Annotated in this window: 20 protein-coding genes and 1 tRNA gene; 14 read left to right on the top strand and 7 right to left on the bottom strand. The window is 67.8% G+C overall.

Annotated elements, in window-relative coordinates:
- Complete coding sequence (locus tag HUW46_RS47455) at positions 1 to 1,611, bottom strand: AMP-binding protein (RefSeq protein ID WP_215545163.1); 1,611 nt, start codon at positions 1,609 to 1,611, stop codon at positions 1 to 3.
- 108 nt (positions 1,612 to 1,719) lie between these two features.
- On the opposite strand from HUW46_RS47455, the gene HUW46_RS47450 reads away from it, so the two are divergent.
- From HUW46_RS47450 to HUW46_RS47440, 3 genes are all read left to right on the top strand, one after another.
- A complete protein-coding gene (locus HUW46_RS47450; RefSeq protein WP_254125621.1) occupies positions 1,720 to 2,571 on the top strand; it encodes a PaaX family transcriptional regulator in 852 nt (283 codons plus the stop codon).
- Between the two features lie 158 nt (positions 2,572 to 2,729).
- Positions 2,730 to 3,491: a GAF and ANTAR domain-containing protein gene (locus tag HUW46_RS47445; protein ID WP_215545162.1), complete on the top strand. Its 762-nt coding sequence runs from the start codon at positions 2,730 to 2,732 to the stop codon at positions 3,489 to 3,491.
- 63 nt (positions 3,492 to 3,554) lie between these two features.
- A complete protein-coding gene (locus HUW46_RS47440) occupies positions 3,555 to 3,950 on the top strand; it encodes a nitroreductase/quinone reductase family protein (RefSeq protein ID WP_215545161.1) in 396 nt (131 codons plus the stop codon).
- A 27-nt stretch (positions 3,951 to 3,977) separates the two neighbouring features.
- Here the strand turns inward: HUW46_RS47440 and HUW46_RS47435 are convergent, their stop codons facing one another.
- Positions 3,978 to 4,505: a lamin tail domain-containing protein gene (locus tag HUW46_RS47435; protein WP_215545160.1), complete on the bottom strand. Its 528-nt coding sequence runs from the start codon at positions 4,503 to 4,505 to the stop codon at positions 3,978 to 3,980.
- Between the two features lie 448 nt (positions 4,506 to 4,953).
- Here HUW46_RS47435 and HUW46_RS47430 point away from each other — a divergent pair, with 448 nt between their 5' ends.
- On the top strand, positions 4,954 to 5,727 hold the full coding sequence (locus HUW46_RS47430) for a hypothetical protein (RefSeq protein ID WP_215545159.1): 774 nt from the start codon (positions 4,954 to 4,956) through the stop codon (positions 5,725 to 5,727).
- A complete protein-coding gene (locus tag HUW46_RS47425) occupies positions 5,724 to 6,674 on the top strand; it encodes a hypothetical protein (RefSeq protein ID WP_215545158.1) in 951 nt (316 codons plus the stop codon). Before HUW46_RS47430 ends, HUW46_RS47425 begins: the two co-directional genes overlap by 4 nt.
- A 277-nt stretch (positions 6,675 to 6,951) precedes the next feature.
- On the opposite strand, the gene HUW46_RS47420 is transcribed toward HUW46_RS47425, so the two are convergent.
- Positions 6,952 to 8,433 (bottom strand): bifunctional aminoglycoside phosphotransferase/ATP-binding protein, encoded by a 1,482-nt coding sequence (locus tag HUW46_RS47420; RefSeq protein ID WP_215545157.1) that lies wholly within the window; start codon positions 8,431 to 8,433, stop codon positions 6,952 to 6,954.
- A gap of 214 nt (positions 8,434 to 8,647) precedes the next feature.
- On the opposite strand from HUW46_RS47420, the gene HUW46_RS47415 reads away from it, so the two are divergent.
- From HUW46_RS47415 to HUW46_RS47395, 5 genes are all read left to right on the top strand, one after another.
- The gene (locus tag HUW46_RS47415) at positions 8,648 to 9,529 is read left to right on the top strand and encodes a universal stress protein (protein ID WP_215545156.1); all 882 of its coding nucleotides are present in this window, start codon (positions 8,648 to 8,650) and stop codon (positions 9,527 to 9,529) included.
- A gap of 22 nt (positions 9,530 to 9,551) precedes the next feature.
- On the top strand, positions 9,552 to 10,151 hold the full coding sequence (locus HUW46_RS47410; RefSeq protein WP_215545155.1) for a CBS domain-containing protein: 600 nt from the start codon (positions 9,552 to 9,554) through the stop codon (positions 10,149 to 10,151).
- On the top strand, positions 10,148 to 10,579 hold the full coding sequence (locus tag HUW46_RS47405) for a flavodoxin domain-containing protein (protein WP_215545154.1): 432 nt from the start codon (positions 10,148 to 10,150) through the stop codon (positions 10,577 to 10,579). The genes HUW46_RS47410 and HUW46_RS47405 overlap by 4 nt, the downstream gene beginning before the upstream one ends.
- A gap of 19 nt (positions 10,580 to 10,598) precedes the next feature.
- On the top strand, positions 10,599 to 11,207 hold the full coding sequence (locus HUW46_RS47400; protein ID WP_215545153.1) for a CBS domain-containing protein: 609 nt from the start codon (positions 10,599 to 10,601) through the stop codon (positions 11,205 to 11,207).
- A 1,039-nt stretch (positions 11,208 to 12,246) separates the two neighbouring features.
- On the top strand, positions 12,247 to 12,876 hold the full coding sequence (locus HUW46_RS47395) for a hypothetical protein (protein ID WP_215545152.1): 630 nt from the start codon (positions 12,247 to 12,249) through the stop codon (positions 12,874 to 12,876).
- 65 nt (positions 12,877 to 12,941) lie between these two features.
- On the opposite strand, the gene HUW46_RS47390 is transcribed toward HUW46_RS47395, so the two are convergent.
- Positions 12,942 to 13,223: a hypothetical protein gene (locus HUW46_RS47390; protein ID WP_215545151.1), complete on the bottom strand. Its 282-nt coding sequence runs from the start codon at positions 13,221 to 13,223 to the stop codon at positions 12,942 to 12,944.
- Between the two features lie 96 nt (positions 13,224 to 13,319).
- Between HUW46_RS47390 and HUW46_RS47385 the strand changes: the two genes are divergently transcribed.
- Both HUW46_RS47385 and HUW46_RS47380 read left to right on the top strand, forming a co-directional pair.
- A tRNA-Leu gene (locus tag HUW46_RS47385) sits at positions 13,320 to 13,396 on the top strand.
- Positions 13,397 to 13,769: 373 nt separating this feature from the next.
- A complete protein-coding gene (locus HUW46_RS47380) occupies positions 13,770 to 14,135 on the top strand; it encodes a hypothetical protein (protein ID WP_215545150.1) in 366 nt (121 codons plus the stop codon).
- Between the two features lie 858 nt (positions 14,136 to 14,993).
- Here HUW46_RS47380 and HUW46_RS47375 read toward each other — a convergent pair.
- On the bottom strand, positions 14,994 to 16,547 hold the full coding sequence (locus HUW46_RS47375) for an integrase (protein WP_215545149.1): 1,554 nt from the start codon (positions 16,545 to 16,547) through the stop codon (positions 14,994 to 14,996).
- A 1,642-nt stretch (positions 16,548 to 18,189) separates the two neighbouring features.
- Here HUW46_RS47375 and HUW46_RS47370 point away from each other — a divergent pair.
- Both HUW46_RS47370 and HUW46_RS47365 read left to right on the top strand, forming a co-directional pair.
- Positions 18,190 to 18,786: a helix-turn-helix domain-containing protein gene (locus HUW46_RS47370; protein WP_215545148.1), complete on the top strand. Its 597-nt coding sequence runs from the start codon at positions 18,190 to 18,192 to the stop codon at positions 18,784 to 18,786.
- A gap of 158 nt (positions 18,787 to 18,944) precedes the next feature.
- Entirely contained in the window at positions 18,945 to 19,493 is a 549-nt protein-coding gene (locus HUW46_RS47365) for a hypothetical protein (RefSeq protein ID WP_215545147.1), read from the top strand.
- Between the two features lie 149 nt (positions 19,494 to 19,642).
- Here HUW46_RS47365 and HUW46_RS47360 read toward each other — a convergent pair whose 3' ends face one another.
- Entirely contained in the window at positions 19,643 to 22,918 is a 3,276-nt protein-coding gene (locus tag HUW46_RS47360) for a hypothetical protein (protein ID WP_215545146.1), read from the bottom strand.
- Positions 22,915 to 25,152 (bottom strand): hypothetical protein, encoded by a 2,238-nt coding sequence (locus HUW46_RS47355; RefSeq protein WP_215545145.1) that lies wholly within the window; start codon positions 25,150 to 25,152, stop codon positions 22,915 to 22,917. The genes HUW46_RS47360 and HUW46_RS47355 overlap by 4 nt, the downstream gene beginning before the upstream one ends.
- Positions 25,153 to 25,177 lie beyond the last annotated feature (25 nt).

The following is a 25,177-nucleotide window of genomic DNA, read 5'->3' as shown; positions in this document are numbered from 1 at the left end:
CTACGGTGCCATTTCCCGGAGCCGGTAGCGCTGCAGCTTGCCGGTGGCGGTCTTGGGCAGCGCGTCGACGAAGACCACGCGGCGGGGGTACTTGTACGGCGCGATGCGCGCTTTGACGAACTCCTGCAGCCGCACGACGGTTTCGTCGTCATCGCTGATTCCCTCGCGCGGCACCACGAACGCGGTGACGAGCTGGCCGCGCGCCTCGTCGGGGAGACCGGTGACGCCGCACTCCAGCACGTCCGGATGCGCGAGCAGCGCCTGCTCGACCTCGGGCGCGGCGATGTTGTAGCCCGAGGACACGATCATGTCGTCGGTGCGGGCCTGGTACCAGAAGTAGCCGTCGGCGTCCTGGACGAAGGTGTCACCGGTGATGTTCCAGCCGTCCCGCACGTAGGCGCGCTGCCGCGGGTCGGCCAGGTAGCGGCAGCCGGTGGGCCCCTTGACCGCGAGCCTGCCCGGGGTGCCCGCGGGTCGCGGGTTCCCGCGCTCGTCGAGCACCGCCGCGGCGTACCCCGGTACCGCGCGACCGGTGGCGCCGGGCCGGATGTCGTCGTCGGCGGAGGCGACGAAGATGTGCAGCATCTCGGTGGCCCCGAGGCCGTTGATGAGCCTGATCCCGGTCGCGTCGAAAACGGACTGCCACGTGTCCGCGGGCAGGTGCTCGCCCGCGGACACCGCGCGGCGCAGCGTCGAGAGCCGGTCGGCCTTTCCCGACGCGAGCATGGCCCGGTACGCCGTCGGTGCGGTGAAGCACACCGAAACCCCGTACTGGGAGATCAGTTCGGCGAGCCGGTCGGGCGTCGCCTTCTCGATCAGCACGGTCGAAGCGCCCACCCGCAACGGGAAGACGACCGAACCGCCGAGACCGAACGTGAACGCCAGCGGCGCGGTGCCCGTGAAGACATCGGCGGGCCGGGGCTTGAGCACGTGCGCGGAGAACGTGTCGGCGATCGCCAGCACGTCGCGGTGGAAGTGCGCGGTCGCTTTGGGACGGCCGGTCGTCCCGGAGGTGAAGGCGAGCAGTGCCACGTCGTCGGCCGCGGTGTCGACCGGGGTGAACTCCGCCGGCTTGCCGCCGATCGCCGCGACCAGGTCGTTTTCGCCGCCGTACTCGACGATGCGGAGCCCCGGAACGCCCGACGACCTGAGCGCGCCGGTGAACCGGGTGTCGCACAGCGCGAAGTCGACCGCCGCGATCTCGGCGATGACGGCCAGTTCGGTTTCGCGGAGCATCGGCATCGTGGTGACGGGGACGGCGCCCGCCTTCAGCACGCCGAACCAGCACGCGACCAGCCACGGGGTGTTCGGGCCGCGGAGCAGGACGCGGTTGCCCGGCACGATCCCGTGGTCTTCGGCCAGCACCCTGGCGATCCGGTTCGAGGTGCGGCGCAGCTCGCCGTAGGTCCACGGCGCGGAGCCGGGCGCGAGCAGGCAGGCCCGGTCGGCGCCGAGGAGGTCCGCGACCTCGTCGAGCAGCGCGGCCGCGCAGTTGAGCCGAGGGGGATACCGCAGACCGGCGAGGTCGAAGGACAGCTCGGGCCAGTCCCGCTCGGCAGGCAGGTTGTCCCGGCAGAAGGTGTCGACGTGGGCGGAGGCTGAAGGCGGCATGGCGTCCTTCCCGGCGGCAGGACCCCCACGGGGGCTCCATCGAGGGTATGCATCGTTGATGACGGCAGTCAATGCCACGACATATGCGATCCGGCTAGACTCCCGTGCGTGCCCGAACTCCGGCGAAGTGACACCGCTGGCCTGCTGAAGCCGATCCAGCCGCGCGCCCTGATCGTCACGCTCTACGGCCTGTACGCGCGCGAAGTGGGCGGGGCGCTCAGCGTGAGCGTGCTGATCCGGCTCATGGCCACCGTCGGGGTCGACGAGTCCGCGGTCCGCTCGTCGATCTCCCGGCTCAAGCGCCGCGGCGTCCTGGTCGCCCGCAAGGTTTCCGGAGCCGCCGGGTACGCGCTTTCGGAGCGGGGCCGCGCGATCCTCGTCGAGGGCGACCGGCGCATCTTCGACCGGCACCGCGCAGACGCGGGCGACGGCTGGCTCGTCGCGGTGTTCAGCGTCCCCGAGTCCGAGCGCGAGAAGCGGCATCGGCTGCGGTCGCGGCTGTCCTGGCTGGGTTTCGGCACGGTCGCCTCCGGCGTCTGGATCGCGCCGGTCCACATCGAACCAGCGGCGCGCGACGCGCTGGCCGCCGACGGGCTGGCCGACTACGTCGATCTGTTCCGCGCCGAGTACGTCGCCTTCCGCCCGGCACCGGAGCGGGTGGCCCGGTGGTGGGATCTCGACGCGCTCGAACGGATGTACGCCGAGTTCGCCGCGGAGTACCGCCCGGTTTCGGCGCGGTGGCGCCGGAAACGACGCGACGACGACGAAGCGGCCTTCGCGGACTACGTGCAGGTCCTCACCCACTGGCGGCGACTTCCTTATCTGGACCCGGGATTACCCGCCGACCTGCTCCCCGGCGACTGGCGGGGAGCACAGGCCGCCGACCTCTTCTTCGCGCTGCACGAACGCCTCGGTGCCCCGGCGCACCGGTACGCCGAGACGGTGATCGGTTCGCCGTGAAAGCGGAACCGGGCTGAGCCGCCGAATCGGCGCGGGCGACTGTTCCGCGCGAGAGAGCGGCGATTTCACCGGATTGCTGTAGTGTTCCGCGGCTCCTGCGTGGGCAACCTGGAGCACGTGACCGCCTTCGCGCTGACGAAGCATCAGGGGAGCGGAACGTGACGTCAGGAAACGAGGTACCGGCCGGTGTTCTCGTGGACTTGGCGGACACCGCCGATATCGACGACCTCCAGGAGTTCTCCCGCAGGCTGGCCCGGTGTTGCGCCAGGCTGCTGCCCATCGCCGGTGCCGCGGTGATCCTCAAGGACGACGACGGGAACCTGGCGGTGACCGCGGCGGCCCCGGAGTGGGCGCGAACCCTGCCGGCCCAGGCCATCGCGACGGGCGGCACCGGCCCGGTGTGGGAATCCGGTCGCACCGCGACCACCGTGACCGTGCGAGACCTCCACGCGGAGCGGCGGTGGCCGGAGTTCGCCAGAGCCGCGCTCCAGCGCGGTATCAGCGGGGTGTGCGCGATACCGCTCAAACGCGGCGACGACGTGCTGGGCGCCCTCGCCCTGTACTGCCATTCCGGTGTGGCGGTGGACGAGATCGAGATGTCCTCGCGGCTGCTCGCCGCCGCGGCGGGCGTCGGGCTCTGGCACTGGCGTGACCGGCACCGCCTGCGCACCCTCACCGAGCAGTTGACCACGGCGCTGCGGACCCGGATCGTGATCGAACAGGCCAAGGGCGTGCTCGCCGGCCGCCACGGGATCTCCCTTCCCGAGGCGTTCGCGCGGCTGCGCAGGCTCGCCAGGAACAACCGCTTGCCGATCCACGAGGTGGCCCGCGGCGTGACCGAATTCCTCACGTCACCGGGCGAATGCCGCGGGACCGCCCGGAAAAGACGCTTCGCGGGAACGGCCGGGCGCCGGTCGTGAATCCGGATCCGGGTGAGCTGCGCGAGCCGCGCTGCCGACGGCGATCTTGGTAGGGTCGGGCGCATGCCGCGTCCATCCGATCTCAAGTTCCGTGCGGTCACGGCACTGCAGCGCTGGGTCGCCAACCCGGTGACCACCCGGCTGCGCGGCCAATGCCTCCTGGAGACCACGGGCCGGAAGTCCGGTCGGCCGAGGCGGACACCCATCGGCGGGCGTCGCACCGGGCGGGACTTCTGGTTCGTCTCCGAACACGGCCACAGGTCCCAGTACGTGCGCAACATCCTCGCCGAACCCGAGGTGCGCGTGCGCATCGGAGGGCGCTGGCAGCACGGTGTCGCCCACCTGGTCCCCGAGGACGACGCCGCTGCCCGGCTGCGGAAGCTGCCGCGGCTTAACAGCGCCGCGGTCCGTGCGGTCGGCACGGACCTGCTCTCGGTGCGCGTCGAACTCACCGACTGACCGACCGCCTGCGTCGGTGAGCCGGGCTCAGGGAAGGGAACCGCGGTACTGGCGGCTGTCCGCCGGTGGCACGCACCCGAAGTCGGCTCGGTTGTCGTCGGTGTCCCTGCTGAACGCGTCCCTCGATTCGGCGAGCCCCGGGCAGGGCACCGCGGCGTCTTTCTCGCGGCATGGTGACGCGGGGTCCCATGCGACGCTGTCGACACGGGCGCGCCGCCGGTCCAGCAGGGTCTCGCCGGTGCCGGTGATCGAAGGCACCACTACCTGCTGGGCTGCGGTTCCGCCGAAGTCGAGGCCGACGACCAGGAAATGCGCGCCGGGGGCGAGCGCGCTGCCCGCCGGTAACGTGGCGAGTTCGGTGGGAACCGCGTGCCCGTCGCAGGATTGGACGGTCCATCCGCCGAGTTCCGCCGTGCCGGAGCCGGTGTTGTGGAGGTCGAGATAGCCCGCCCGCCCGCCGAGCACCTCGTGGATCTTGACCAGCGGGCGACCGGCCCCTTCGGCGGGAGGTCCGGCGAGGGCCAGGAGCAGGAGCAGCGCACTGAACACGGTCACCGCGCCATCCTCCCGCGAGCACGGCGACCGCACACGGGGCCAGTTTGCCTCGATCGCGGGGACTTCCGTCGCTTCTTTTCGTCCTCGTCGCGGCGGCGCGCCACCGCGGTCTACTTTGGACAGTCCATCGACGGACCCGGCCGCGGCGGTACTGTCATCTCGTCACCCGAAAGGGTGTATTTGCGGGCGATTGAAAGCGCGCACGAGTGCGGAATGATCTTTTCTGCGCGTCGCAAGGGAAACGATCTAGTTTTGACGTGCACTATTGTTGACATGCCGCGGTTTGTCACGATATGGCCGCGAATTTAGTTATTTCGCGCAAGCAATTCGCGTGCGGAACCTCGGGTACCATTCTTTTCGACTGGGCGAGAAATCATCAGGGTGAAGCGTGCCGTTCCGGGTTTCGTGCGGGGAGGCTTGCCGATCAAGCGACGAAAGGCGAAACGGGATGTCGAAACCGGTCAAGTTCTTCGTGTCGGCGGTGCTTCTGTGCACCGTCGCGAGCGGCTGCGGCCTGCCGGACAAACCGGGCGCGCCGAACGCGCCGGGCGGATCGCAGCCGTCGTCGGAGCAGCCGCAGGTGCCCGCGCTGGGGTCGGACCTCAAACGCGAGGACATCCCGCAGCAGGCGCGGCCCGCGTTCGACAAGGCGGTCGTGTCCGAGCAGAAGTGGCTGGAGGCCGCACAAGCGGCCAAGGCGGCCGAGCAGGAACGCGTCACCAGCGAACAGGCCGTCGTCGTCAAAAAGGCGGAAGCCGACCAGGAACGCCGGACGGCGGACGAGGCCGCGGCCAGGGTGGCGGAGCAGCAGCGGGCCGCCGACCGCGCGAGCCTCCGGCAGCGAGAGGCCGAGGCCGAGGTCGAGCGGCAGTCCCGCGCGAACGCCGCCGCGGCCGCGGCCGAAGCGCGCCGTCGCCTCGCCGCGGCGCAGGCCGAGGCCCAGCAGGCCGCGCGGGCGCTCGCCGAACTCCGCGCGCGGGAACAGGCCGCCGAGCGGATAGCGCAGCAGCGCGCGGCCGACCTCCGGGCAGCGCTGGAACGCAGCCGGGCGGCCGCGGAGGCCGCGCGGGAACGGGACCGCGCGAGGCAGGCCGCCGAGGACATGCGGCTGCGAAGCTGCCAGACACTGCGCGCGATGATGCAGCCGACCGGGCAGCAGGAAGAGCGCCGGATCGGGCAGCCGGTCTGCTCCGACGGCACCCGGCCGGCCGGAGGACGGTGACGACTCCGCGACGGCACCCCGCCCGGCTCACGCCGAACCGCGCACCGCGGGAGAAGGACGGCGGGCGCCTGCGCGACAGCTTGGAAACGCTGGGCGCGGTGATCGCGCCACCCACCCTGCTCACCGCGCTCGGCCTGTATCTCGGCTGGCGGCGGACCGACAGCTACGCCCGGTACTTCGGGATCGACCAGAGCGTGCTCCGGTACGACACCCAGGATTTCCTGTTGCGCAGTTGGCAAAGCGCGCACCAGGTCGTGTTCGCCCTGGTGCTCGGGGCGATCGTGGCCGCGGCGGGCCACCTGGCGCTGACCAGGACCCGCTGGGGCCGGGTGCACCACGTCGTGTCCCTCGCCATCGCGCTGATCAGTGGTGCGGTTCTGCTCGTCCAGCTCGCGTCGTGGTTCGTGCCTCCGCTGGATCGGTGGATTTCGGGCGTCGTCTACTACATCCCGTACCTGACGCCGTACGCGATCACCGCCTTCGCCGTGGCGTCGCTGGCGTACTCCGGGCTGCTCCTGTGGCGGGGCAGGGGCGCGAGAGCGGCGCCGATACCCCGCGGCCCGCTCAAGATCGCGGGCTCGCTGGTCGCGGTCCTGCTGTTCCTCGGTGTGCTCTCCGCGACCGACAAGTACATTTCGATCCTGGGCGGCAAGGACGCCGAGTACATGTCCACCACGTTGCCGGAGCGGCAGGGCGTGATCGTCTACAGTGCACAGGACCTGGCCCTGTCCGATCCCGTGACGTGCACCGAACTCACCGGCCCGAACCGGGCCTACCGCTTCCGGTGCGAGGGCCTGCGACTCTACCTCCGCAGTGCCGACACGTACTTCCTCCTGCCTGCCACGTGGTCGCAGGCGGACACCGACCCCCGGCCCGACCGCCTGATCGTGCTCCGGGACGATCCCTCGGTACGACTGGAGTTCACCCCGCCGAGCCCTTCGCGGTAGTGCCCGATGAAACGACTGTCCATATCGGATTCCGGGCACAGCGGGTCAGCGAAGCCATTGGCGGTCGCCGACGAAGGTGGCCCACTGCCTGCCGTACCCCACACGTGACCGCTGGCCGTGATCGCGAGGACGATCAGCACGAGCGCGAGGAAGACCAGGCCCATCGCGATCCGGAGCACGGCGAGGGAACGCGGTGCGAGCCCCGGCGCGCATGCCGGGGCGCGGCGGGTTCCGACGGTTCCGGAGCCGCGGTGATCGCGGCCGGGTGTCCCTTGCGTCAACGGGAATGCGGTGCGATCGCGTGCAGTGCCTGCGCCACGGAGTTGGTGATCGATCTGGTGGTGTCGACGGGGAAGGCTTCCGGCCATGGGTTCGCGGCGGCGGCCATGGCTCGTGCGATGCGTGGTGTGACGTCGGACGGTGAATTCGTTCTTGTCACGATTCGGTTGGTGCGAACGGAGTCCGGTGCGACGCATTCGAGTGCGACGAGTTCGCTGTGGGTGCCGGTGGCGATCTCGGCGGCGAGTGCGCGGTGTTGTCCGGACGACCAGGATGCGTCGAGCACGACGGTTTCGCCGAGTGCCAGCAGTTCTCGCGCGCGTTGGGTCAGTTCGTGGTAGGTGCTCGTGGTTTGTTCGGGGGAGTAGATGCCTTCCTGGTAGGGGGCGGGTGCGTGCCAGGTGCCGGGTTTGCCGAGGATTTCCTTGCGTACCAGGTCGCTGTGCAGCAGTGTGGCGCCGAGCCGTTCGGCGAGTGCGGAGGCGAGGGTGGTTTTCCCGGAGCCGGGAAGGCCGCCGACCAGGATCAGTCGCACGCTCGTGAGGCGGGTGTGCCGGAGTGCGATGGCGGTGTATTCGGCGGCGACCGCTTTCGCCAGGTGGTCGCCCTGGTTGTAGCGGTGGCAGGCGACCTTGACCCGGACGAATGCGCGGTAGGCGAGGTAGTGGTGCCACAGGGCGTCGGGTGGGGTGTCGCCGGTGAAGCGGAGGTAGTGCTGGTAGAGGAGTGTGCCGAGTTCGGGTGCGTCGAGCCGTTCGAGGTCCATCGCGAGGAAGGCGATGTCGTCGATGCCGTCGACGTGGCGCAGGTGGTCGTCGAATTCGAGGCAGTCGAGGATCCGGGGTCCGTCGGGGAGGCAGAAGATGTCGTCGGCGAGCAGATCGCCGTGCCCGTCGATGATCCTGCCCAGCGCGATCCGGCGGGCGAACAGGTCGTGGCGGCCGCGGAGGAAGGCTTCGGTGCGTTGTTCGATTTCGTCCGCGGTGGCGGGGTCGACGACGGTGCCGTGGAAGCGGCGTACCTGTTCGAAACTGGCGCGCCACCGCGCGGTGAGGGCGTCTCTGGTGCCGTCGGCGTCGATGTGGGGTCCGCGGTCCGCGGTGGCGTGGAACCCGGCGAGTTCGCGGGCGATGTCGCGCACGGTGCCGTCGAGTGGGTCGCGTCGTCGGACGAGGGCGGTGAGGCGGCGGTCTTGCGGCATGCGCCGCATCACGACGAGGTGGTCGCAGGGTGTGCCGTCGGGGCCGGAGATGTCGGCGACGCCGAGGTAGACGTCGGGTGCGAGTCTGCGGTTGAGCCCGACTTCCCGGTGGCACACCGCTTCTCTGGCTTCGCGGGTGGAGAAGTCGAGGAAGCCGAGGTTGACCGGTTTCTTCATTTTGTAGGCGAGATCGCCGACGAGGAAGACGATGCCGATATGTGTTTCGCACACGGCGGCGGGCAGGCCCGGCCCGTGATCGGGAGTGTCGGCGGGAAGCATGCTGCCAGCTTCGAGCGCGGCGCCCCGGCGCGGAAAGGGCCCTTCGTCACGCGCGCCAGGGCCGTCCGGAGCTGGGGCTCTCGGGCACCCAAGCCGTTGGTCTTCGGGCCTGGTGACCAAAGTCCGCATCGGTGCGGCCGGTGCCTGCATACCGTCGGGAGCAGTGGCCGCCCCGTGCCGGTGGCCGGTGCCGATTCGACGAACGGGTGTGCCGATGAACAAGCCTTCGCAGAACTTCCCCGTCGTGGTTGCCGTGGTGCTCGGAGAGCGGAACGAACCCGCGCTCCGGTGGGCGGCGGCGGAGGCGGGGCGGCGTGGTGCGCCGGTGCGGATCTTCACCGCTTACGGGTATGAGGATGTGGCTCCGGGTGCCAGTTTCCCGCCGCCGACCGAATGGCTGGCGATGAAGAAGGTCGCCGCGGACGAGCTGCTCCGGGAATCGGCGGCCATCGTCGGTGATGAGGCGCCGTCGGTGGACATCACCACCGAGGCGGTGTCGGTTGGTCCGGTCAAAGCGCTCCTCGACCTTTCTCGCCGGGCCAGGATGGTCGTGCTGGGTGAGCCGAACTCGGCGGTCGCCGCGCTGCTGGAGGGGTCGGTCTCGGTTTCCCTCGCGGCGCGTGCCCGGTGCCCGGTCGTCGTGGTCAGGGGAGCGGTGCGCGACGGGTCGGTGGTCGTCGGCGTCGACGGAAGCCCTACCAGTGAGTCCGCGCTCGCGCACGCGTTCGAGGCGGCCTCGTTCGCGCACGCTCCGCTGGTGGCGTTGCACACCTGGCACGACGGTGATTCCGCGGGGTTGTTCAGCGAGGCCAGGATGTACTTCGAATGGGAGCCGGTGGAAAAGGCCGAGCGTCGCCTGCTGGCCGAGCGGCTGGCCGGGTGGGCCGAAAAGTACCCGGACGTCCGCGTGGACCGGGTGGTGGTGCAGGACAAGCCGCGGCACAACCTCCTCGACTGGAGCAAGCGGGCGCGGCTGGTCGTCGTGGGAAGCCGCGGCAGGGGCGGCTTCAGCGGACTCCTGCTCGGTTCGACGAGCCAGGCGGTGCTCCACCACGCGCACTGCCCCGTGATGATCGTTCCCGCGAACCCTCGGTGATCCGAACAGGAAGGGTTTTGTCATGCAGGCACGCGAAATCATGACTCGTCCGGTGGTGCGGGTGGGGCCGTCCACGCCGGTGCGCGAGGCGGTCGCACTGCTCACCGAGCACGGTGTGGCGGCTCTTCCGGTGGTCGACGCGGACAGCAGGGTGGTGGGCGTGTTCACCGAGTCCGACGCCCTGCGCGCCGAGACGACCGAGAACGGGTTCGACCCGGCGAGGCGGGTGCGCGAGCGGATGACGACACCGGTGGAGGTGGTCTCGCTCGACACCGACGCCCGCGAGATCGCCCGCCGGATGCTGGGTGACCGGCTGCGGAGCGTGCCGGTGGTCGACGACGGGGTGCTGGTCGGGATCGTGAGCAGGCGCGACGTGCTCCGCCCGCTGGTCCGCGGCGACGATTCGATCGCGGCACGGCTGCTGGCCCTGCTCACGGACTACTCCGGGCACCGCGACCGCTGGTCGGTCGAGGTGATCGGCGGCGCGGTGACGATCAGGGGCGAGTTCCACGACGACGCGGAGCGCCAGGTCGTGCGGGCGCTGGCCAGGACGGTGCCGGGTGTGGTGTCGATCGATCTCGGCCCGCGGGACGCCGGGCGACCGGCGGAGGTAGCGCCGTGAACGTGCTCGTCGCGGTGGCCAGCAAACACGGTGCCACAGCCGTCCACATCGGACACTGGCTCGGAACGGCCGCGCGGTTCGTCGACCGGCACGCGGCCGTGCTGCGCGCGATGCCGGTCTGGCTGTTTTCGAGCGGGCCGGTGGGGGAGCCGCTGAGACCGGCCGAGGCGACGGAGTTCACGGCTCGTCTGCTGGCGGACACCGGTGCCGTCGAACACCGGGTGTTCGGCGGGAAGATCGATCGCGGCGTGCTGCGGTTCGCCGAGCGCGCGCTCGTCAAAGCCTTGCGGGTCAAGGACGGTGACTACCGGGACTGGCACGCCATCTCCGCGTGGGGCCGGGAAATCGGCCTCACACTGGCGAAAACTCCCTCACGGACAGAACCGGCCGATGTACTCGAAGACGCGTACACGGACGACGCGTCGTGAACCGGACAAGGAGGCGACGATGCGCGCTCGTGACTTGATGACCGCGCCGGTGGTGACGGTGGGGCCGGGGACCGCGGTCAAGGACGCGGCGAAGGTGCTGGCGTCGCACGGGTTCACCGCGTTGCCGGTGGTGGACGATGACGAACGGCTCATCGGCATCGTGACCGAAGCAGACCTGATCAAGGACAGGATGCCGCCGGACGCCCGCCACAGCGACCCGGAGTGGCACGCGGCGGCGGGCACGGTCGGGGCGGTGATGAGCACCCCGGCGATCGCGATGGGTGCCGGTGCCGATGTGGCGCAGGTGTGCCAGGCACTGGTCGACGGCGGGATCCGTGCGATGCCGATCGTGGCCGGGTCCACTGTGGTCGGGATCGTGACCAGGGGTGACGTGGTGCGGGTGATGGCGCGCGAGGACAGTGCGATCGCCGCGGACGTCCGTCACCGGCTGGCGATCTATGGCGGCAACGAGCGGTGGACCGTCGAGGTGTGCGACGGTGTCGTCCGGATCATCGACGCGTTCGACGACGCCACGGACCGTCATGTCGCGACCCTGCTGGCCGAAGCGGTGCCCGGCTGCGTGTCGGCCGAAGCCGTGTCCGTCACGGCGAAGGGGAGCGTGCGGTGAAGACGAGCGGAGGGATCGTGGTGGCGGAGTTGTGTGTCCACTGAGGACCAGGTCGGCACGACGACCGCGAGCGGGAGACGCCATGATCGGCTGGTCGGCGATCGAGACCGGGGTACTGGCGCGTGCACTGAGCCACGCGCCGTCGGTGCACAACACCCAGCCCTGGGCCTTGGAAACCGGTACCGGCACGGCGGATCTCTACGAACGGGCCACCGTCGCGCTGCCGCGGCACGATCCGGGCGGGCGCGACCGGACCGTGTCCTGCGGTGCCGCGCTGACCAACCTCCACCTCGCGGTGCGAGCCCTCGGCCGGGACGCCACCGTGTCGGTTTTCTGGCGCGGCACAACTGCCCGAGCCACCGCTCCTCGGCGATCCAGTCCGCTCTGGCCCGTGCGATCAGCAGGTCGAGGTGCGCGGTGCAGCAGGCGTCGACGAGCCGCTGGCCATCGGCGCTGGGATTCTCGGCGTCGAGCACCGACGAGTCCGGCAGCAGTGCGCCGATCACCTCGCCGGGCGGGATGGCGGTTCCGCAGTAACCGCAGACGGGAGGGGAACCCGGGACGGGCAGGGGGAGGGGACGCTCATCCATGACACTGGCCTCTGTGCACTCGATCTCGCGGAAACCCACCGCCAGGGGCCGGGGCGGTGGCCGGTGCGGCCCCGGGGAACTCCCCGAGCCGTGCTGACTACCGACAGTAGACCTCCGCGTTCCGGCATGTCCACCTCAGGACCGTCGTTCGCGAGCACTTCCCGAAGCCGGGCGAACCGTCAGTAGCGATTCCGGTCATGGTCGCGAACAGGTGCCGGTGTCTTCGTTCGTTGCGCATGGATTTCCTTTCGTGTCCCCGCGCAAGGACCGAAGGCCCTTTCGATCAACGACCGAAGTCCCCGTGAAAGCGGCGCTCGTCCGGGCCCGGCGGGCATACAATTGCCGGTACCCCGCTCGGCTGCGGCAGTGCGGCTGAGCCGAGCCCGCGCCCAGGACCCCGGCGCCGTTCCGTCGTCGCAGTTTTCGTTCCGGAAAGCCGAGGCGCTCCCATGCTTCCACGTGTCGCTCGGACCGCGTTGATCATCTCCTGCTTCGGGTTCGGCGTCGTCGGAGTCGTCGCCTGTTCCGTCGACGCGTTGATTTTCTGGGGCTCGCTGGGGTTGTTGGTCGGCGTGTGCGGATGGCTCGTCGCCGAAGACCTGCCCTCGATCCGAGCGCACGTCGGAAAGGGACTGTCCGACGTGCGGTGGGGCGCGTTGGTCGGCGGTGCCGTGCTCGCGGGCTACGTGACGATCGTGGGACTGGCGACCGTGCTCGGCACGGTCGCGGCTGCTGCTGTCGTGGTCGTCGCCGTGGCATTCTGGGCCTACCGGCGGTTCGTCCCCCGACGGACCACGACGGCGTCACCCGAACCACGAACGGCCCCGGAACCCCCGGCTCCGGACACGCGACCGGGGGTGGCCGCCCTGTCCGACGACGACCTGTGCCTGGCGTGGCGGCGGAGCTACTTCGAGCTGCAGAGGGCCGGTGACGAACGCACGCGGTACAGCGTCGTGATGCGGCGGCAGGAATACCTCGACGAGCTCGACCGGCGCAACCGCAAGGGTTTCGTCCGCTGGCTGGACAGCGGAGCCCGCGCGGGCGGGGACCCGCACCGCTACCTGGCCGCCGACGGATGAGCGGACGCCGATGTCCACAGTAGACAGCAGGTCGGCCGGTAGCGGGACGCGGTCCGCCCGCCTGCTCAGCCGGCGTGCCAGCGTTCGTAGGTGGCCCGCTTGCGGGCGGCCCGCTCGTCGATCTCGTCCAGGGGAAGATCGTTCACCTCGGCGAAGAAGTCCAGCGCCGCCCGCACGTCGGCGATCTCCTCCACCAGCCGTGCCCGCAGATCGGTGCCGTCCCAGTGAGTGGTGGCGCCATCCGCGCCGATGAGCTTCCCCAGTACCTGCGTCAATTCTCCGGACTCCTCGATCACCCTGCCCGCACCCGGCCATTTCGCCCCGCCGATGCCATAAGGACCGCCCATCACAAGCACGATGCCGGACGTGGCCGTGGAGCGGTACCCCAGGGTGGGCCCCCGCCACGAGCGCCCGACGGCGTCTGAGTAAAGTTTCCGCGCAGCGCCCCCGTAGCCCAATCGGCAGAGGCAGCGGACTCAAAATCCGTCCAGTGTGCGTTCGAGTCGCACCGGGGGCACCAGGCTTGACGTGAGAAGATCACGCTCTCAACAGGGGAAACTCGATCGATGCTTGCTCGTGACCGACCCGGTCGTACCCGGCGCGCCCCGGTTGTCCCCGGGGGGCTGCGGTCTATTCGCGGTCTCGTTTTTGGTTGCCAAGCAGCTCGAGGGCCTTGTTGAGTGGGTGGTCCGACGAACGAAAACCCCTGGTCCGCTCCTCAAGCCCGTCCGCGCGGGCGGCCACACTACCGGGAGCTGACCGTGGACACGACCATCGTGATGTGGGGCACAGGAGTCGAACTCCGATGGTGACAACCTTGATGCAGCGAGTGACAGCGCTGGCTGTCGAGCCAGGACGACGACACCGCCCTCAGCGATGCAGCGTGTGAGGTAGTGGCCTACCGCCTGCTTTCGCTGCGTGTGATCCAGTTTGCCGCTGTTGTGCTCCTGCTGTTCGTCGCCGCGACGCCGTTGCCGCTGGCCTTCGGCGGCAGTGCTGAGGCATCCAACCAATTGCACATGATCAAGACTGCGGGCACCGGTGGGGCGGTCGTCTTGCTGCTGGATGCCCTGCGTCAGCGCACCGCCGAGATCGCGCTCAGACAGAAGGACCGCGACCAGGCGCACAGCGAGCGGGGTGAGCTGGACTCCGCGGCCGAGCGTCGGATCAGCGAGCAGTACATCAAGGCCGCGGACCAACCCGGCTCCGACAAGGCCGCCGTCCGCCTGGCCGGGCTATACGCGCGCTGCGGTGGCTGAGGCAGAACGCCGAGAGTCCGCGGCAGACCACGTTCTGGGTCGCCATCGACTTAGATCTCACCGCCGCGACTGTGATCGACATCACCATTCTCGGTGTCGTTTCCGCGGCTGGCTTCACATTGGCCACGTTCATCGGCGACGCCCGCTTCAGCGTGCTCTACTCGAGCCGCACCGTTGTCGCGACCAACCAGCCCAGCCCATCGCAGAATCAGGGCGCCCCGGCATCAGAGGAGGAGCGCGACGGGCACCAAGCTGGCCCGGCACACCGAGAACCGCACGGACTAGGCCGAGGTCGGCCTGCTCATCAAAACCGCTCTGTTGCGCTGGCTCGGGCAGGCGACCGGACTGAGCTGGGACGAGAACGCCCGCCGGCGGCTGGCCTGGCATCCACCGTGGTCACCGCGTCGGCTCATCTCTGGGTTCCTCACCCGGTCGAGCACGTACGCATTGTCCCCCTGGAGGACGTTGGTGTCCGAGCCGCGTTCGACCTAGGATCTCTTGATGGTCGGCGTCGTTGATTACCGGGTCTTCTCACAGCCGTGCGCGTCGGCATTCAGTAGATCGTGCATCGCACGACCTGGTGCACCGAGTCATCCGCCGACGAGGCGTTCGCCGCGGCAGTGAAAGGGGCGCACTGGCCGACCGAGCAGGCCCCCCGACCGGCTGCGGCCCGGTTCGTCGATGCGGAGCGCCGTGATGGCGATACGGGGCCTCAGTGTCCCTCGCGGGGCGCTCGAACAGACTTCGCCCGCGTCGCGGGCTGTGCATGGCGAGGCTCAACCAGCCGGCAACTTCTGGCCATTGTTCCGGTGCTGAGCTCGTCATCAGCTCTGCGGAAAGCTGGAACCATCCGCTCGTTCAGTGACCATCATCGTCGGGCTGCTCGCTGGGCGCCGTACCCGGTTCGCCCTGGTCGTCCCCGCGGGTTTGCGGCCTACTCGCGCTCCCGCTCTGGCCGTCGAACTGACCAAGTGCCCTGGTGAGTTGGTTCTTGGCGCTGGCTTCCATCCCGGCAATGATCGCGGCGTAAATCTGGAGGAGGACCGCGACCGAGTGACCGGCCCATTCGGCGACCTGGCGGGCTGGTACCCCCGCTGCCAACTGGAACGAGACTCCGCCGTGCCGGAGGTCGTACCGCCGTCGGCACAGCACCGATTTGTACTCCTGCTCGCTCAGCGCCGCCTTGCGGGCCTTGTCCCAGATACGGATGGTCGTGGACTCGTCCAGGTCCCCACCAGTCAGGCTTCGGAAGAGGCGGCCGTCTGCCGTGGTGCCGAACCGCATGAGATGCGCGTGGAGTCGCTTCGTGAGCGGCGGCGGGCTTGGGACATGCCGCACCTCTCCCACCGCGCGTTGTTTGAGTTGCCGGTGGTCACGACGCGCGCCCGAGTCGGTCCACGCTGCTCCAGCGGTCGGCGCGGCCCGAGACACGAGCAATTCGCCCCATCCGTCCTCACCCTCGGGGAACACCCAGTCGCGAGCATTCTCGTCCCAGTACATGGGGGGCAGGTTCAGGTCGTCCTTGCCGAGCACGGCAGCCTCCTCTGGCCGCAATGCCGCGTAGTACTGTGCCGCAAAGTACGCTTCCAGCATCGGGCCTGACGATCGCCGCGGCTCTCCCTCGACGTATTGCCGGGCGACTTCGGTAAACAGCCGTTCGGCTTGTGTGGGGTTGACGACGATCCGCTTGTCGATAGCCTTCGTGTCCTTGGGTGCGGTCCACCTGATCTGCGGCAGGTGATTTTTGGTCAAGAGCTTTTCCTCAATGGCATACTCCAGCGCGTTGTACAGGACCGACCGTTTTCGGGATACTGTCTTTGCGGCGGCTGGTTTGCCATCCATTTTCATGGCGATTTGGTCGAGCGCCTTTCGTGCCGTCGCCGGGTCATCAAGGCGCGATACCGGCAGCGTGTTGGCGCGCAACCATCTCAATGCGCGCTCGATCTCGTCCGGTCTCGCGTTTTCTCTCCTCTGGGTGTTGTAGGCCCATCCTGTCATCGCCCGTCGGAGTGTCTTGTCGTCCGGTTTGCCTCGGGTCGTGGCCAGCATCGCGAACGTGGCTGTGGCCATTGTGTCCGCGTTTCCGCTCCGGGACTTCGCCGCAGCCCGGGGCCACTTGTAATCGATGTACTTCTGAGCGAAGTCGAACCAGCTTTTGGCCGCCAACTCCCTGCCGACCGAGATCGGCAGGCCGTCAGCCAGGCGGAACGCTTCTCCTTTCGCTTGTGCCGAAATGAGTTGCGACCGAAAACTATCAGCGAGCATCCGGGTGGCGAAAGTCTGCGGCCAGACTTTTCCATCCACCACCCAGCGAACGGTATAGGATTTCTTGCCCGGCTTTCCATTCTTGCGGGGCTTTCCAACCTTTGCGCGAATAGTCCAGATCTTGACGTCAAAGGTGGTGTCTTCCATCAAGTATCCCTCTTCAGGTCGTTTTCCCATTGCTCAAGATCCTTCGAATGTATTCGAAGGCGCCCGTTGGGTAGTCTGATACATTGAGGTGCGGTTCCTTTGGCTCGCCAATCGTCCCAGGTGGTCCGCGCGACCCGGTACTTAGCCAGGAACTCAGGAACAGTGATGTAATCGCGAGTATTCGTGGACATAAGAGACCCTTCAGGGCGATAAAATATTGGGGTATGACGAGGACGTCCAACAGGCAACTCTCGAGTCGCCCGCGACGATCCGACGATGAGCGTGATTCCCGATTGCCGTCGCGAGCCTGGTTCGACGCCCCCTGGAGGGCTGGACGTGCGCCCATTCAAGTCCATAGAGACGCGACCCACGGAGGGCGGCGAGTGCGCCTGCGGCAGATCCCTCTGATTGGCGTAGAACCCCTTGTGGACAGAGGCGTGGACGGTCTGGGACCGTCGCCGTATCTGCCACGCGTCCGTTTCCATTGTCGAGGCGCTTCGGCTCCGCGTCAGGTCCGCGCTGTCCAGCGAGACCTGGCCGACCGAGTCCGTGCGCGTCGACTGGGCAGACATCAGAGACCTCGCACGCGTTGAAGAGTTGTCTCGTTCCGCCCGCGCTCCGCGCGGCGAGCCCCGTCCGAGTCCGTCCCTCGTCCCGCGAGCCCCAGAGGGTCTCCAGCGGTCTGGCATCTGCCTGGATCGGCAGCGCTATCCGTACGCTGCCTTATGTCTAAGGTACGTGACGGGAGCGCGTTCGCAACCCTGGATTTCTGCGCACGGCGCGACTCTTGGAGCTGACGACGCTAGCGACCCCGGCACGGGGTGACCACAGTGGACAGTTGTATTTCGACAATGATGCTGGGACGACTTGCTGCCGCGATCGGAACGCCGCGCCCAAATGTGACGTCCGTGTTGCACGGCCGTCGTGAGGCAATCGTCGACCACGCAATCCGGTAAAGCATGTTCCCGTCACCCCCGTGACCATCCACTTCGAACAATTTCGAGGACCCAAGCAGACATGGCCTATTCCAGGTTTTTGCCCTGGTCGGTACTACGTCGCCCTAAGAACCACTACCGGACCTAGAACGGGCCTGGAGCGTGGTCGTGGCCTGGTCGGGGTCTATGTGCGGCTTCTTTGCGGTCTGAGAGGAGACCAGTGGCCAGCACCTTCTGGAGTGATGGCTTGTTGCAGGTCTTCCCGGCGGTCATGATGAGACCTGTGATGTGTCGAGGTGTTGATACGTACGTGTGGCCGGGCATCTCGTTACGAGGTGGCATCAGGCCTTGGTTCATCTCTTCTTGAGTCTTGAACCCTTCGAAGCGACGTGATGCTCCTAATCCTTGATGACGCCTGACGGGTCTGTGGATTTTCCCGAGAGCTCACGTCCGCCCGAGGAATGACCAGTTTGCGTCGCTTCCAGATCAGTGACGAGCTCGGCGGTGAGCGTGGACTCATCCTGGTCTGCTTTTGGACGCTGCGCGATCTCTCGAGGACCTCCGCGGACCGGAAAGTTTCAAGACCGAGCATGGTTTCGTCCAGGTCTACTTGGGGTCCGTCCTGGTTTGGGTCGCGCCAGACTTGATAGTTGCCCGGTGGTCCTACCGTGATCGAGGGCTAGTCCGTCCTCGTTTACGATCCCGTCATGCCGTCGCTCTCGCCTACGTCCCTTGCCGTGTCGGACGCCCTCACCCACTACCGCCAGTTGCGTCATCTCACTCAGGATGAGCTGGCCTGTGTCCTCGCAACGTCCGGCCATCCTCTCGCGGCCGAGACCATTGCCCGGATGGAGAACCGCGAGCGCTTGATCACCGTCGACGATCTGGTGGCTCTCGCGTACGCACTCGACACGACGCCCGCGATACTGCTGACACACATCCCCATTGACATGCCGACGCCGGAGGGGCCGTTCGCCACGGGGCTACCGGCCGATGTCGACCACACCGAGGTGCGCGCCTGGGCCGAGGGTAGGATCAGTCTGGACCGCGAGTCGCGAATGCGGTGGTTCGAGGAGAAAGTCAGCCGTCTCCGCATGCGTTCGACGCATGTCGAGGAACAGTTGCGCGGTGCGTGGGACGAGCTTCGCGGACTCGGCGACTTGGCGGAGCAGGAGAGCGACGCCCGGCAGGTGCGCGAGATCCACGACCGTATCCGCGACGGTGAATATGCCGTGAACCAGACCGATATCGCGTTGGGATTGGCGGAACGGCAACTCGAGCGGCTGCGTGAGTGTGCTCGGTGAGCACGCGAGAAGACCGACAGTGACAGATCACTCTGCCATACTTGACCCATCGCCACGCCCTACGCGTAAAACACGATGCGACCCGGATGTGCGACATTCTGGGCGGACGCGCCGCGGACACGGAATTCCCGCAGAGAAAGAGACGAAGGATCACCAGCATGAACATCAGCAGGACCGTTCGCGCGACGCGGACCAGACTGGCCGCGACCGCCGCGGCCCTGGCCGGGTTCGCGTTCGGGGTCACCAGCTGCGGCGGTGACGCCGCTCCCGCAAGCGACAAGCGCGGCGACAGCATCGACGGGGTCTACATCGGCACCAGCGGGAAGAACAACCGCCTCGTCACGATCGAGAACGGCAACAAGATCACGTTCTTCACGCTGTACGCCGGCCCCAAGAACATGTGCGCGTTGCTGACCAAGACGTTCGCGGACATCGACAGCGGGAAACTCGCCCCCGGCGGCAAGGCGGGCCAGGATCGGTACGACCTCGAGTCGGGCGGCACCATCAGCGAGAACCGGACGACGGTGGTGTGGGACAACGCGGGCGGTGCTGACGATCCCGGCACCACGACCGCGACAGCGCCGATCAAGGTCGAGTCCGACATGATCACGGTCAAAGATATCTTCGACAATCCCGCTGAGGACGAGGTGCTCGTCCCGCGCGGCAGCGATCACGGGAAGGCGATCCTCGCGAAACGCTGCGGCTGAAGACGTCACCGGTCGGTGTCCAACACAGGGCCCCGTGGATCTTTCCCCACGGGGCCCTGGCGTTGCCGCGCCGCGGAGTGATGGAGCGCAGTCGTTCCGATCGCGTCACCACAGAAACTCGGCGTCACGGGGGAGTCCGGGCACCCCGGTTACTCCTCCGGCTTACGCGTGGTGGTCCAGGGACGCGTCTGGATCGGCCGGGGAGCGGTGACCGGATTCGGCTCTGGATCGGGCTTGTCCGTCGTGTGCGGTGGTGCCGAGTTGGTAACCGGGGCGGCGGGCTGGGATGGGAGTGCGGATGTCCCGGTCCAGGGACGTGTCTGGACCGGACGAGGTGCCGATGGTGCCCGCGAGATGTCGCGTGGGACGCCGAGCGGGCGTTTGTCCGCGAGTCCCGCGGGACGACCCGGCGAGGGCAGCGGGCGTTTGACCATGCCCAGCGCGGGGGAGACGTTCGACGCTGCTGATGCCGCAGGAGTGCTCCCGCTTTGTGTTGTGCTCTGGGGTGGGTTGTCCGTGGTGGTGCCCGCAGGGCTCACCGAGAAACGTGCTGGTGTGTGTGGCTTCGGTGCGGAGGAGTCCTCGTCACCGGGACCAGCGGAAGTCCCGCCAGCGATCGGTGGGCGGCCGCGGGTGGTTGACTCCGGGGAACCGACGTCGTAGCCGAGCTGGGACAACCCGCCGCCCGAGACTAGATTCTGCGTCGTCTCCTTGTCCGCGCGGGAGTCGCCGGCCCCACCGCTGCCGATCTGCAGGCGGCCGCCGTCGGGATTCGCGCCCGCGGGGAGTCCCGTGACCTCACCACGACCGGGACCGATGCCGGGTCTGCCGCCGCCCGGGCCTCCCGGTCCGCCACCGGGGGCGCGTCCGCTGTCGAGGGTGAGACCACTTCCGCTGTCGAGGGCGAGTGTTCTCGGGCCGGAGGCCAGGGCTGTCTGGTCGCCGTTGGTGCCACCCGCGTTGGTCGAGGTCGGAACGTCGGCCCCGGCCGCGGTGGCGCTCGGGGACGCGGCCGTGCCGCCCAGCTTGCCGCTGAGACCGGACGCCAGTTTGTTGCCCATCGCCATACCGGCACCGGCGCCCGCGCCCGCGGCCAGTGCCGGGAGCACGCCACCCTTGCCCGGCTGCGGTGCGTTGTTCGTGTCGAGGAACTTGTCCACCAGTTTGGTAACGGTCTCGTCCATCGCCTGGAGCACGACTTTGCGTACCTTCAGCAGGCCGATCGTGACGCCGAGGATCAGCAGCGAGGAGATCAGGGTCAGGATCACGACCACGATCCCGCCGAGGATCTCGCTGCCGAACAGGCCGTCCGGGGCCATCATCTTCGCGATCGGCCCGGCGATGACATCCGGGGTCGTGACCAGGAACTCGGAGACGAACTGATAGAGGAACAGCGTCACCAGCACTTCGAGTATCAGCGCGGCCGAGTACACGATCACCTTGCTGATCGCTGATAGCGCACCGAGGGCGGCGAACGGGATCGCCGCCACCAGACCGAACGTACGCTTGACCGCGCCGGCCAGCATGCCGATCGAATACCAGAACCCGAGCAGCGCGATGCAACCGAGTACGGTCGCGGCGTTCGACCAGTACATGAACTTCGCCGGGCCGGTGCCGACCTGGGACACCGCGGTGTGATTCTCCCGGGTGAAACCGCTGGTGGCGTTGTTCGACGAGTACAGTTCCATCGAGCTGGGGCCGAACCCGGTGTTCAGGTAGTTGTACATCGACTGGGGCGACAGGTTGCATTCGGCCGGGGCGTTGTCCTTCATGACGGTGAGACCGCAGCCGGACTTGGTGCCCTGCGTGGTGTACGTGGTCTGGTTTCCGCCGGGGTTGCTGGACGTGAGGCCTTTACCGCCGATCGAGAGCACCGGGTGCTCGGTCGGGTGGACGTCGGCGTTCTCGCCGAACTTGTCGGCGTCGCCGTATCCGCCGTCCTTGCCGACGAACCAGGCCTTCTTGTCGTCCTTGTCGACGTCGAGTTTCGTGATCGCGCTTTTGATACCCGACTCGTAGTCCGAGGCCATGACCGCGTCGCTGGTGATGTAGCCGTTGATGATTCCGAAGGTGGCGAGGACGGCTTTGGCGTCATCGGAGGCTGACCGGTTCACGCCCGTCGTGCCGTTACGCCACGCTGTCTGGGCGTCTGTGGCCTTGGCACCGACGTTGATGCTGGCGTAGGTGTCACCGTGCGCTTGCTTGTTGATCGCCAGAGCGCTCGTGCGCGCCGACATGATCGAGTTCGTGCTGGCCTGCCCGTTGTCCCAGGAAATCTGTGCCGCGTCGGGGATTCCCAGGCGGTCGTTCATCGCCCAGGCGTTGAAGTCCACGTAGGTACTCAGCACGACGCGTGTGGGGCCCGCGTGCTGGCCGAGGAGTGAGTCGTCGAACTTGTCGAGCACGCCGGTGTAGAGCGAGCCGACCAGCGGCAGGCCGAGGCCGATGTAGAGCACCCGCACGACGAGTTTCTTGATCGCCGAGCCTCGGTCCATTTTCTTGAACATGATCAACCCGACCACTGTCAAGGCCAGGAAGATCGGGACCAGCGCTTGCCACGCGAGGCTGTTGAGCACCCCATACCAGTCGGAGATCCAGTTCTGCAGTCCGGCGAGAGCGCCGCCGCCCTTGTGACACGTCTCAGCACCTGCCGAGTCGGTCGCGCACACCATGCCGTCGCCGAACGTGCCGTTGATCGAGGTGACGGCCTGGTAGAACCACGAGAACGGGTTGACGAGTTTGAGCATCTGGATGATCAGGTAGAACGACATGCTCACCGCGAGCGCCAGGGCGTAGAGCAGCCAGATCAGCGACCCACTGATCATCCCGGCGATCTCGCCGCCGATACCCGAGGACATCGAGTCCAGTCCGAGGTCGGCGTTGGTCGCGCCGAAGTGCGCGTAGTCGACCATTCCAGCGTAGATGTCGGTACCTTTGCCGCCGTCGGTCGCCTTGAGCGTGTCGTAGCTGATGGTCTGTGACGACCCGGAGATCTCGGCGAAGAGCCAGCCGACGACGTTGCCGAGGCTGAACTCCGGGTCGGCGTAGCCGAGCATGTCCCCGCCCGAGGGCGGTCTGCTGGTGACGGTCCGCCAGTCCTCGGTCATCCTGTCCGCGGGGTCGGTCTCGCCTTTGGGGGAGTTCGCCTCGCTGAAGTACGTCGACGCGTTCGACGCGAGCTGGTAGAGCGAGTAGTTCTCGCGTTCCTTCTTCTTGTCGCTGCTGTCGCTGTCCTCGTCCGCGACCGCCGAGGACGTGAAGATCGTCGTCAGCAGCGGCACGAGCACCGCCGCGAGCAGACCGAGGACGGCCACACGCCGGACTCGCGCACGGATGCCGCGGCCGGGCAGGGGGCGGGCTCGCTGACCGTGCGTCGCGATCCCGTCGGTCGTATCGTCTCCGGCGGTCGTGACCTCCGCGCTCACCGTGTCGCCCGTTTCCCGCTCCGCGGCGGCGTCCGTGCGCCGCCGCCGGCGTGCTTGAGCCGGTCCCCGGCGTCGTCGGTCGAGCGTGGCTGCGTGACGGTGTCACGGTGGTCGGCGTCGGTCGTGCGGACGCTGGTGAGGTTGGCGCCGGGCACGGGCGTGTCGGTCATGATCGCGGTCATCCGTGCCGCTTCCCCCGCTTTGGCGGCCTCGAGCCGGGTGTGCCGCCGTTGCGCTTCGCGTCGGGGATTGATCCCCAACGCGAGATCGAGACGGAAGACCACGTTGGACACACCCCGGCGCAGATAGGTGAGGTTCTCGCCTTTCGTGGTGATGAGCTGGGCGAGGTCGGGCGGGATGCGCTGCGCGAGCTGGTTCTGGTACTCGGCCACGGTGCGGTCGAGCATCGGTCCGAACAGTGTGTAGTCGGCTGCGTCGAACCGGTTGAACGAGGAGTCCGCGAGCATCCGGTCGACGTCGTTGTAGCTGTAGACCACGCGACCGCCGCGGTCGTGCAGGTGGTCGAACTGGGCACGCAGATATTTCTTGACGCGGTCGTCGATGAGTTCCGTGCCGTGGATGATCACCGTGTCGCCCAGGCCGAGCGTGCCGACGGCGAAGCCGACGATGTTGACCAGCTGGGCCATCGCTACGCCGGTCCCGCGGCGCATCAACCGGGAGAAGTCGTAGATGACCCGGCGGGAATCTCGTACACCGTCGACGGCGGTGGCGGTGTGGTTGTTGAACAGGTCGCCGTTCGTACTCAGCATCGCGTTCGCGATGCCTTTGAGGACGTTGTAGGCGCGCAGTTGGTCCTGGTCGGTCTTGGAGGAGTTCAGGAGAGCCTTGTGCGCGGTCTCGAGGTAGGCGACGAACATCTGCAGACGCGGGACCTGCTTGTGCGGAAGGTTCACCACGCGCAGGCGGTGGCGGTGTTCCTGGGCGTTGTGCCGCCACATGCCCTGCTCCACATAGAAGTCGGTCGCGGTGTCCTCGAGCGCGCTGCGGATGATCGAGCCGATCGCCCCGTCGGTGGTCTCGTAGAGCTGTTCGAACATCAGCTTCAGCTTCTCCATCTGCGCGGAGAAGACCGCCAGTTCGTCCGCGGCGTCGCCGAACATCTCGAACATGTTCACGTCACCCTGGTTGAGATCCACCAGGGACGTCAGCCGGTCGAACGTCGGGCCGAGCGTGTTCAGATTGGCGCCGTCGAGGACGAGATGGACGACGCTGCCGTTACCCAGCATGCAGGCCTGCGAGATCTTCGAGCACCACATGTTCGCGATCCGCTGGCGGTCGAGGTAGTCGCTGAGCGTCGCGTCCGCGACGACGAGATGATGGTCGTAGGCGTTGACGTCCATGAGCACGGCGGAGTTGTTGACGTCGCCGACCATGTAGCCGACGTACTCGCCGCCCTTGTCGTTGAGGCCGTTGGTGACCAGCGAGTGCGACCCGGCCAGCTCGGTCGAGGTGAAATGGAAACCCTTACCGCGCTTCTTGTCGTTGTCGTTGAGCAGACTCGATAGTTCGCGGCGCTGTTCACCGGCATACGCGGCGACCGTGAGCGTGCCGAATCGGTCGATGTAGAGCCGGGTCACGCGCTCGACCGTGTCGTCCAGGGTCGTGAGATCGGGAGCTTTGAGAAGAAGGCGGTTGTGCACGGAGAGATAGCTCGCGCCGTCCTGGATCTCGCCGATGGTGGTCTCGAGATCGGAACTGATCTTCGCCGCTTTCCTCCTGGAGGACGTCGTGCCGGTCTCGTCCTGCTCGGTAGCGTCGAGTCTGTCGAGTTTCTCGGCTTGTTTCGTGAACGAGTCGATCCACGTGTCGTCTCTGCGGCGCACCTGCTCCAGGATCACCGCGGTGACACGCTCGTCGAGGCCGTCCGGGATCCGGTCGATGCCCCAGAACGCCGCGAAGTTGTCGTGCGCCGCGTCGTCGTGGAAGTAGGCGAGCACACAGGCGACCGCGCCGTCGACCTCGAAGTAGTCGGAGCGGAAGAGGTAGCGCTCCTTGGGCTTGAGAGCCATCAGATGCGGGTACGAGTCGACGCTGCCCCTCAGCTTTCTCAGCTCCCTGTGGCGTTGCCACCAGTTCTTCGCCGGGGCAGCGGTCGTGATCGCGTCCGCGTCGGCCGGGGAACGGTCCCGCGTCCGCGCGGACCCCGCGGCGTCGTCCGGGTTCTCGGTGTCCGGGACGCCTAGCCGCGGCCGGGCCCTCGCAATCAGCGCCATGGTGCCTTCCACGTGTCTCGTACTG

Origin of the sequence: Amycolatopsis sp. CA-230715 (genome assembly GCF_018736145.1) — a bacterium.
Classification (GTDB): domain Bacteria; phylum Actinomycetota; class Actinomycetes; order Mycobacteriales; family Pseudonocardiaceae; genus Amycolatopsis.
This window is presented reverse-complemented; position numbering and strand designations above follow the sequence as displayed.

Excerpts from the sequence above, each read along its gene's own strand:
- HUW46_RS47455 (WP_215545163.1), bottom strand. The coding sequence starts at position 1,611 with ATGCCGCCTTCAGCCTCCGCCCACGTCGACACCTTCTGCCGGGACAAC.
- HUW46_RS47440 (WP_215545161.1), top strand. The coding sequence starts at position 3,555 with ATGCCGCGTCCATCCGATCTCAAGTTCCGTGCGGTCACGGCACTGCAG.
- HUW46_RS47430 (WP_215545159.1), top strand. The coding sequence starts at position 4,954 with ATGTCGAAACCGGTCAAGTTCTTCGTGTCGGCGGTGCTTCTGTGCACC.
- HUW46_RS47420 (WP_215545157.1), bottom strand. The coding sequence starts at position 8,433 with ATGCTTCCCGCCGACACTCCCGATCACGGGCCGGGCCTGCCCGCCGCC.
- HUW46_RS47415 (WP_215545156.1), top strand. The coding sequence starts at position 8,648 with ATGAACAAGCCTTCGCAGAACTTCCCCGTCGTGGTTGCCGTGGTGCTC.
- HUW46_RS47410 (WP_215545155.1), top strand. The coding sequence starts at position 9,552 with ATGCAGGCACGCGAAATCATGACTCGTCCGGTGGTGCGGGTGGGGCCG.
- HUW46_RS47400 (WP_215545153.1), top strand. The coding sequence starts at position 10,599 with ATGCGCGCTCGTGACTTGATGACCGCGCCGGTGGTGACGGTGGGGCCG.
- HUW46_RS47395 (WP_215545152.1), top strand. The coding sequence starts at position 12,247 with ATGCTTCCACGTGTCGCTCGGACCGCGTTGATCATCTCCTGCTTCGGG.
- HUW46_RS47390 (WP_215545151.1), bottom strand. The coding sequence starts at position 13,223 with ATGGGCGGTCCTTATGGCATCGGCGGGGCGAAATGGCCGGGTGCGGGC.
- HUW46_RS47375 (WP_215545149.1), bottom strand. The coding sequence starts at position 16,547 with ATGGAAGACACCACCTTTGACGTCAAGATCTGGACTATTCGCGCAAAG.
- HUW46_RS47370 (WP_215545148.1), top strand. The coding sequence starts at position 18,190 with ATGCCGTCGCTCTCGCCTACGTCCCTTGCCGTGTCGGACGCCCTCACC.
- HUW46_RS47365 (WP_215545147.1), top strand. The coding sequence starts at position 18,945 with ATGAACATCAGCAGGACCGTTCGCGCGACGCGGACCAGACTGGCCGCG.
- HUW46_RS47355 (WP_215545145.1), bottom strand. The coding sequence starts at position 25,152 with ATGGCGCTGATTGCGAGGGCCCGGCCGCGGCTAGGCGTCCCGGACACC.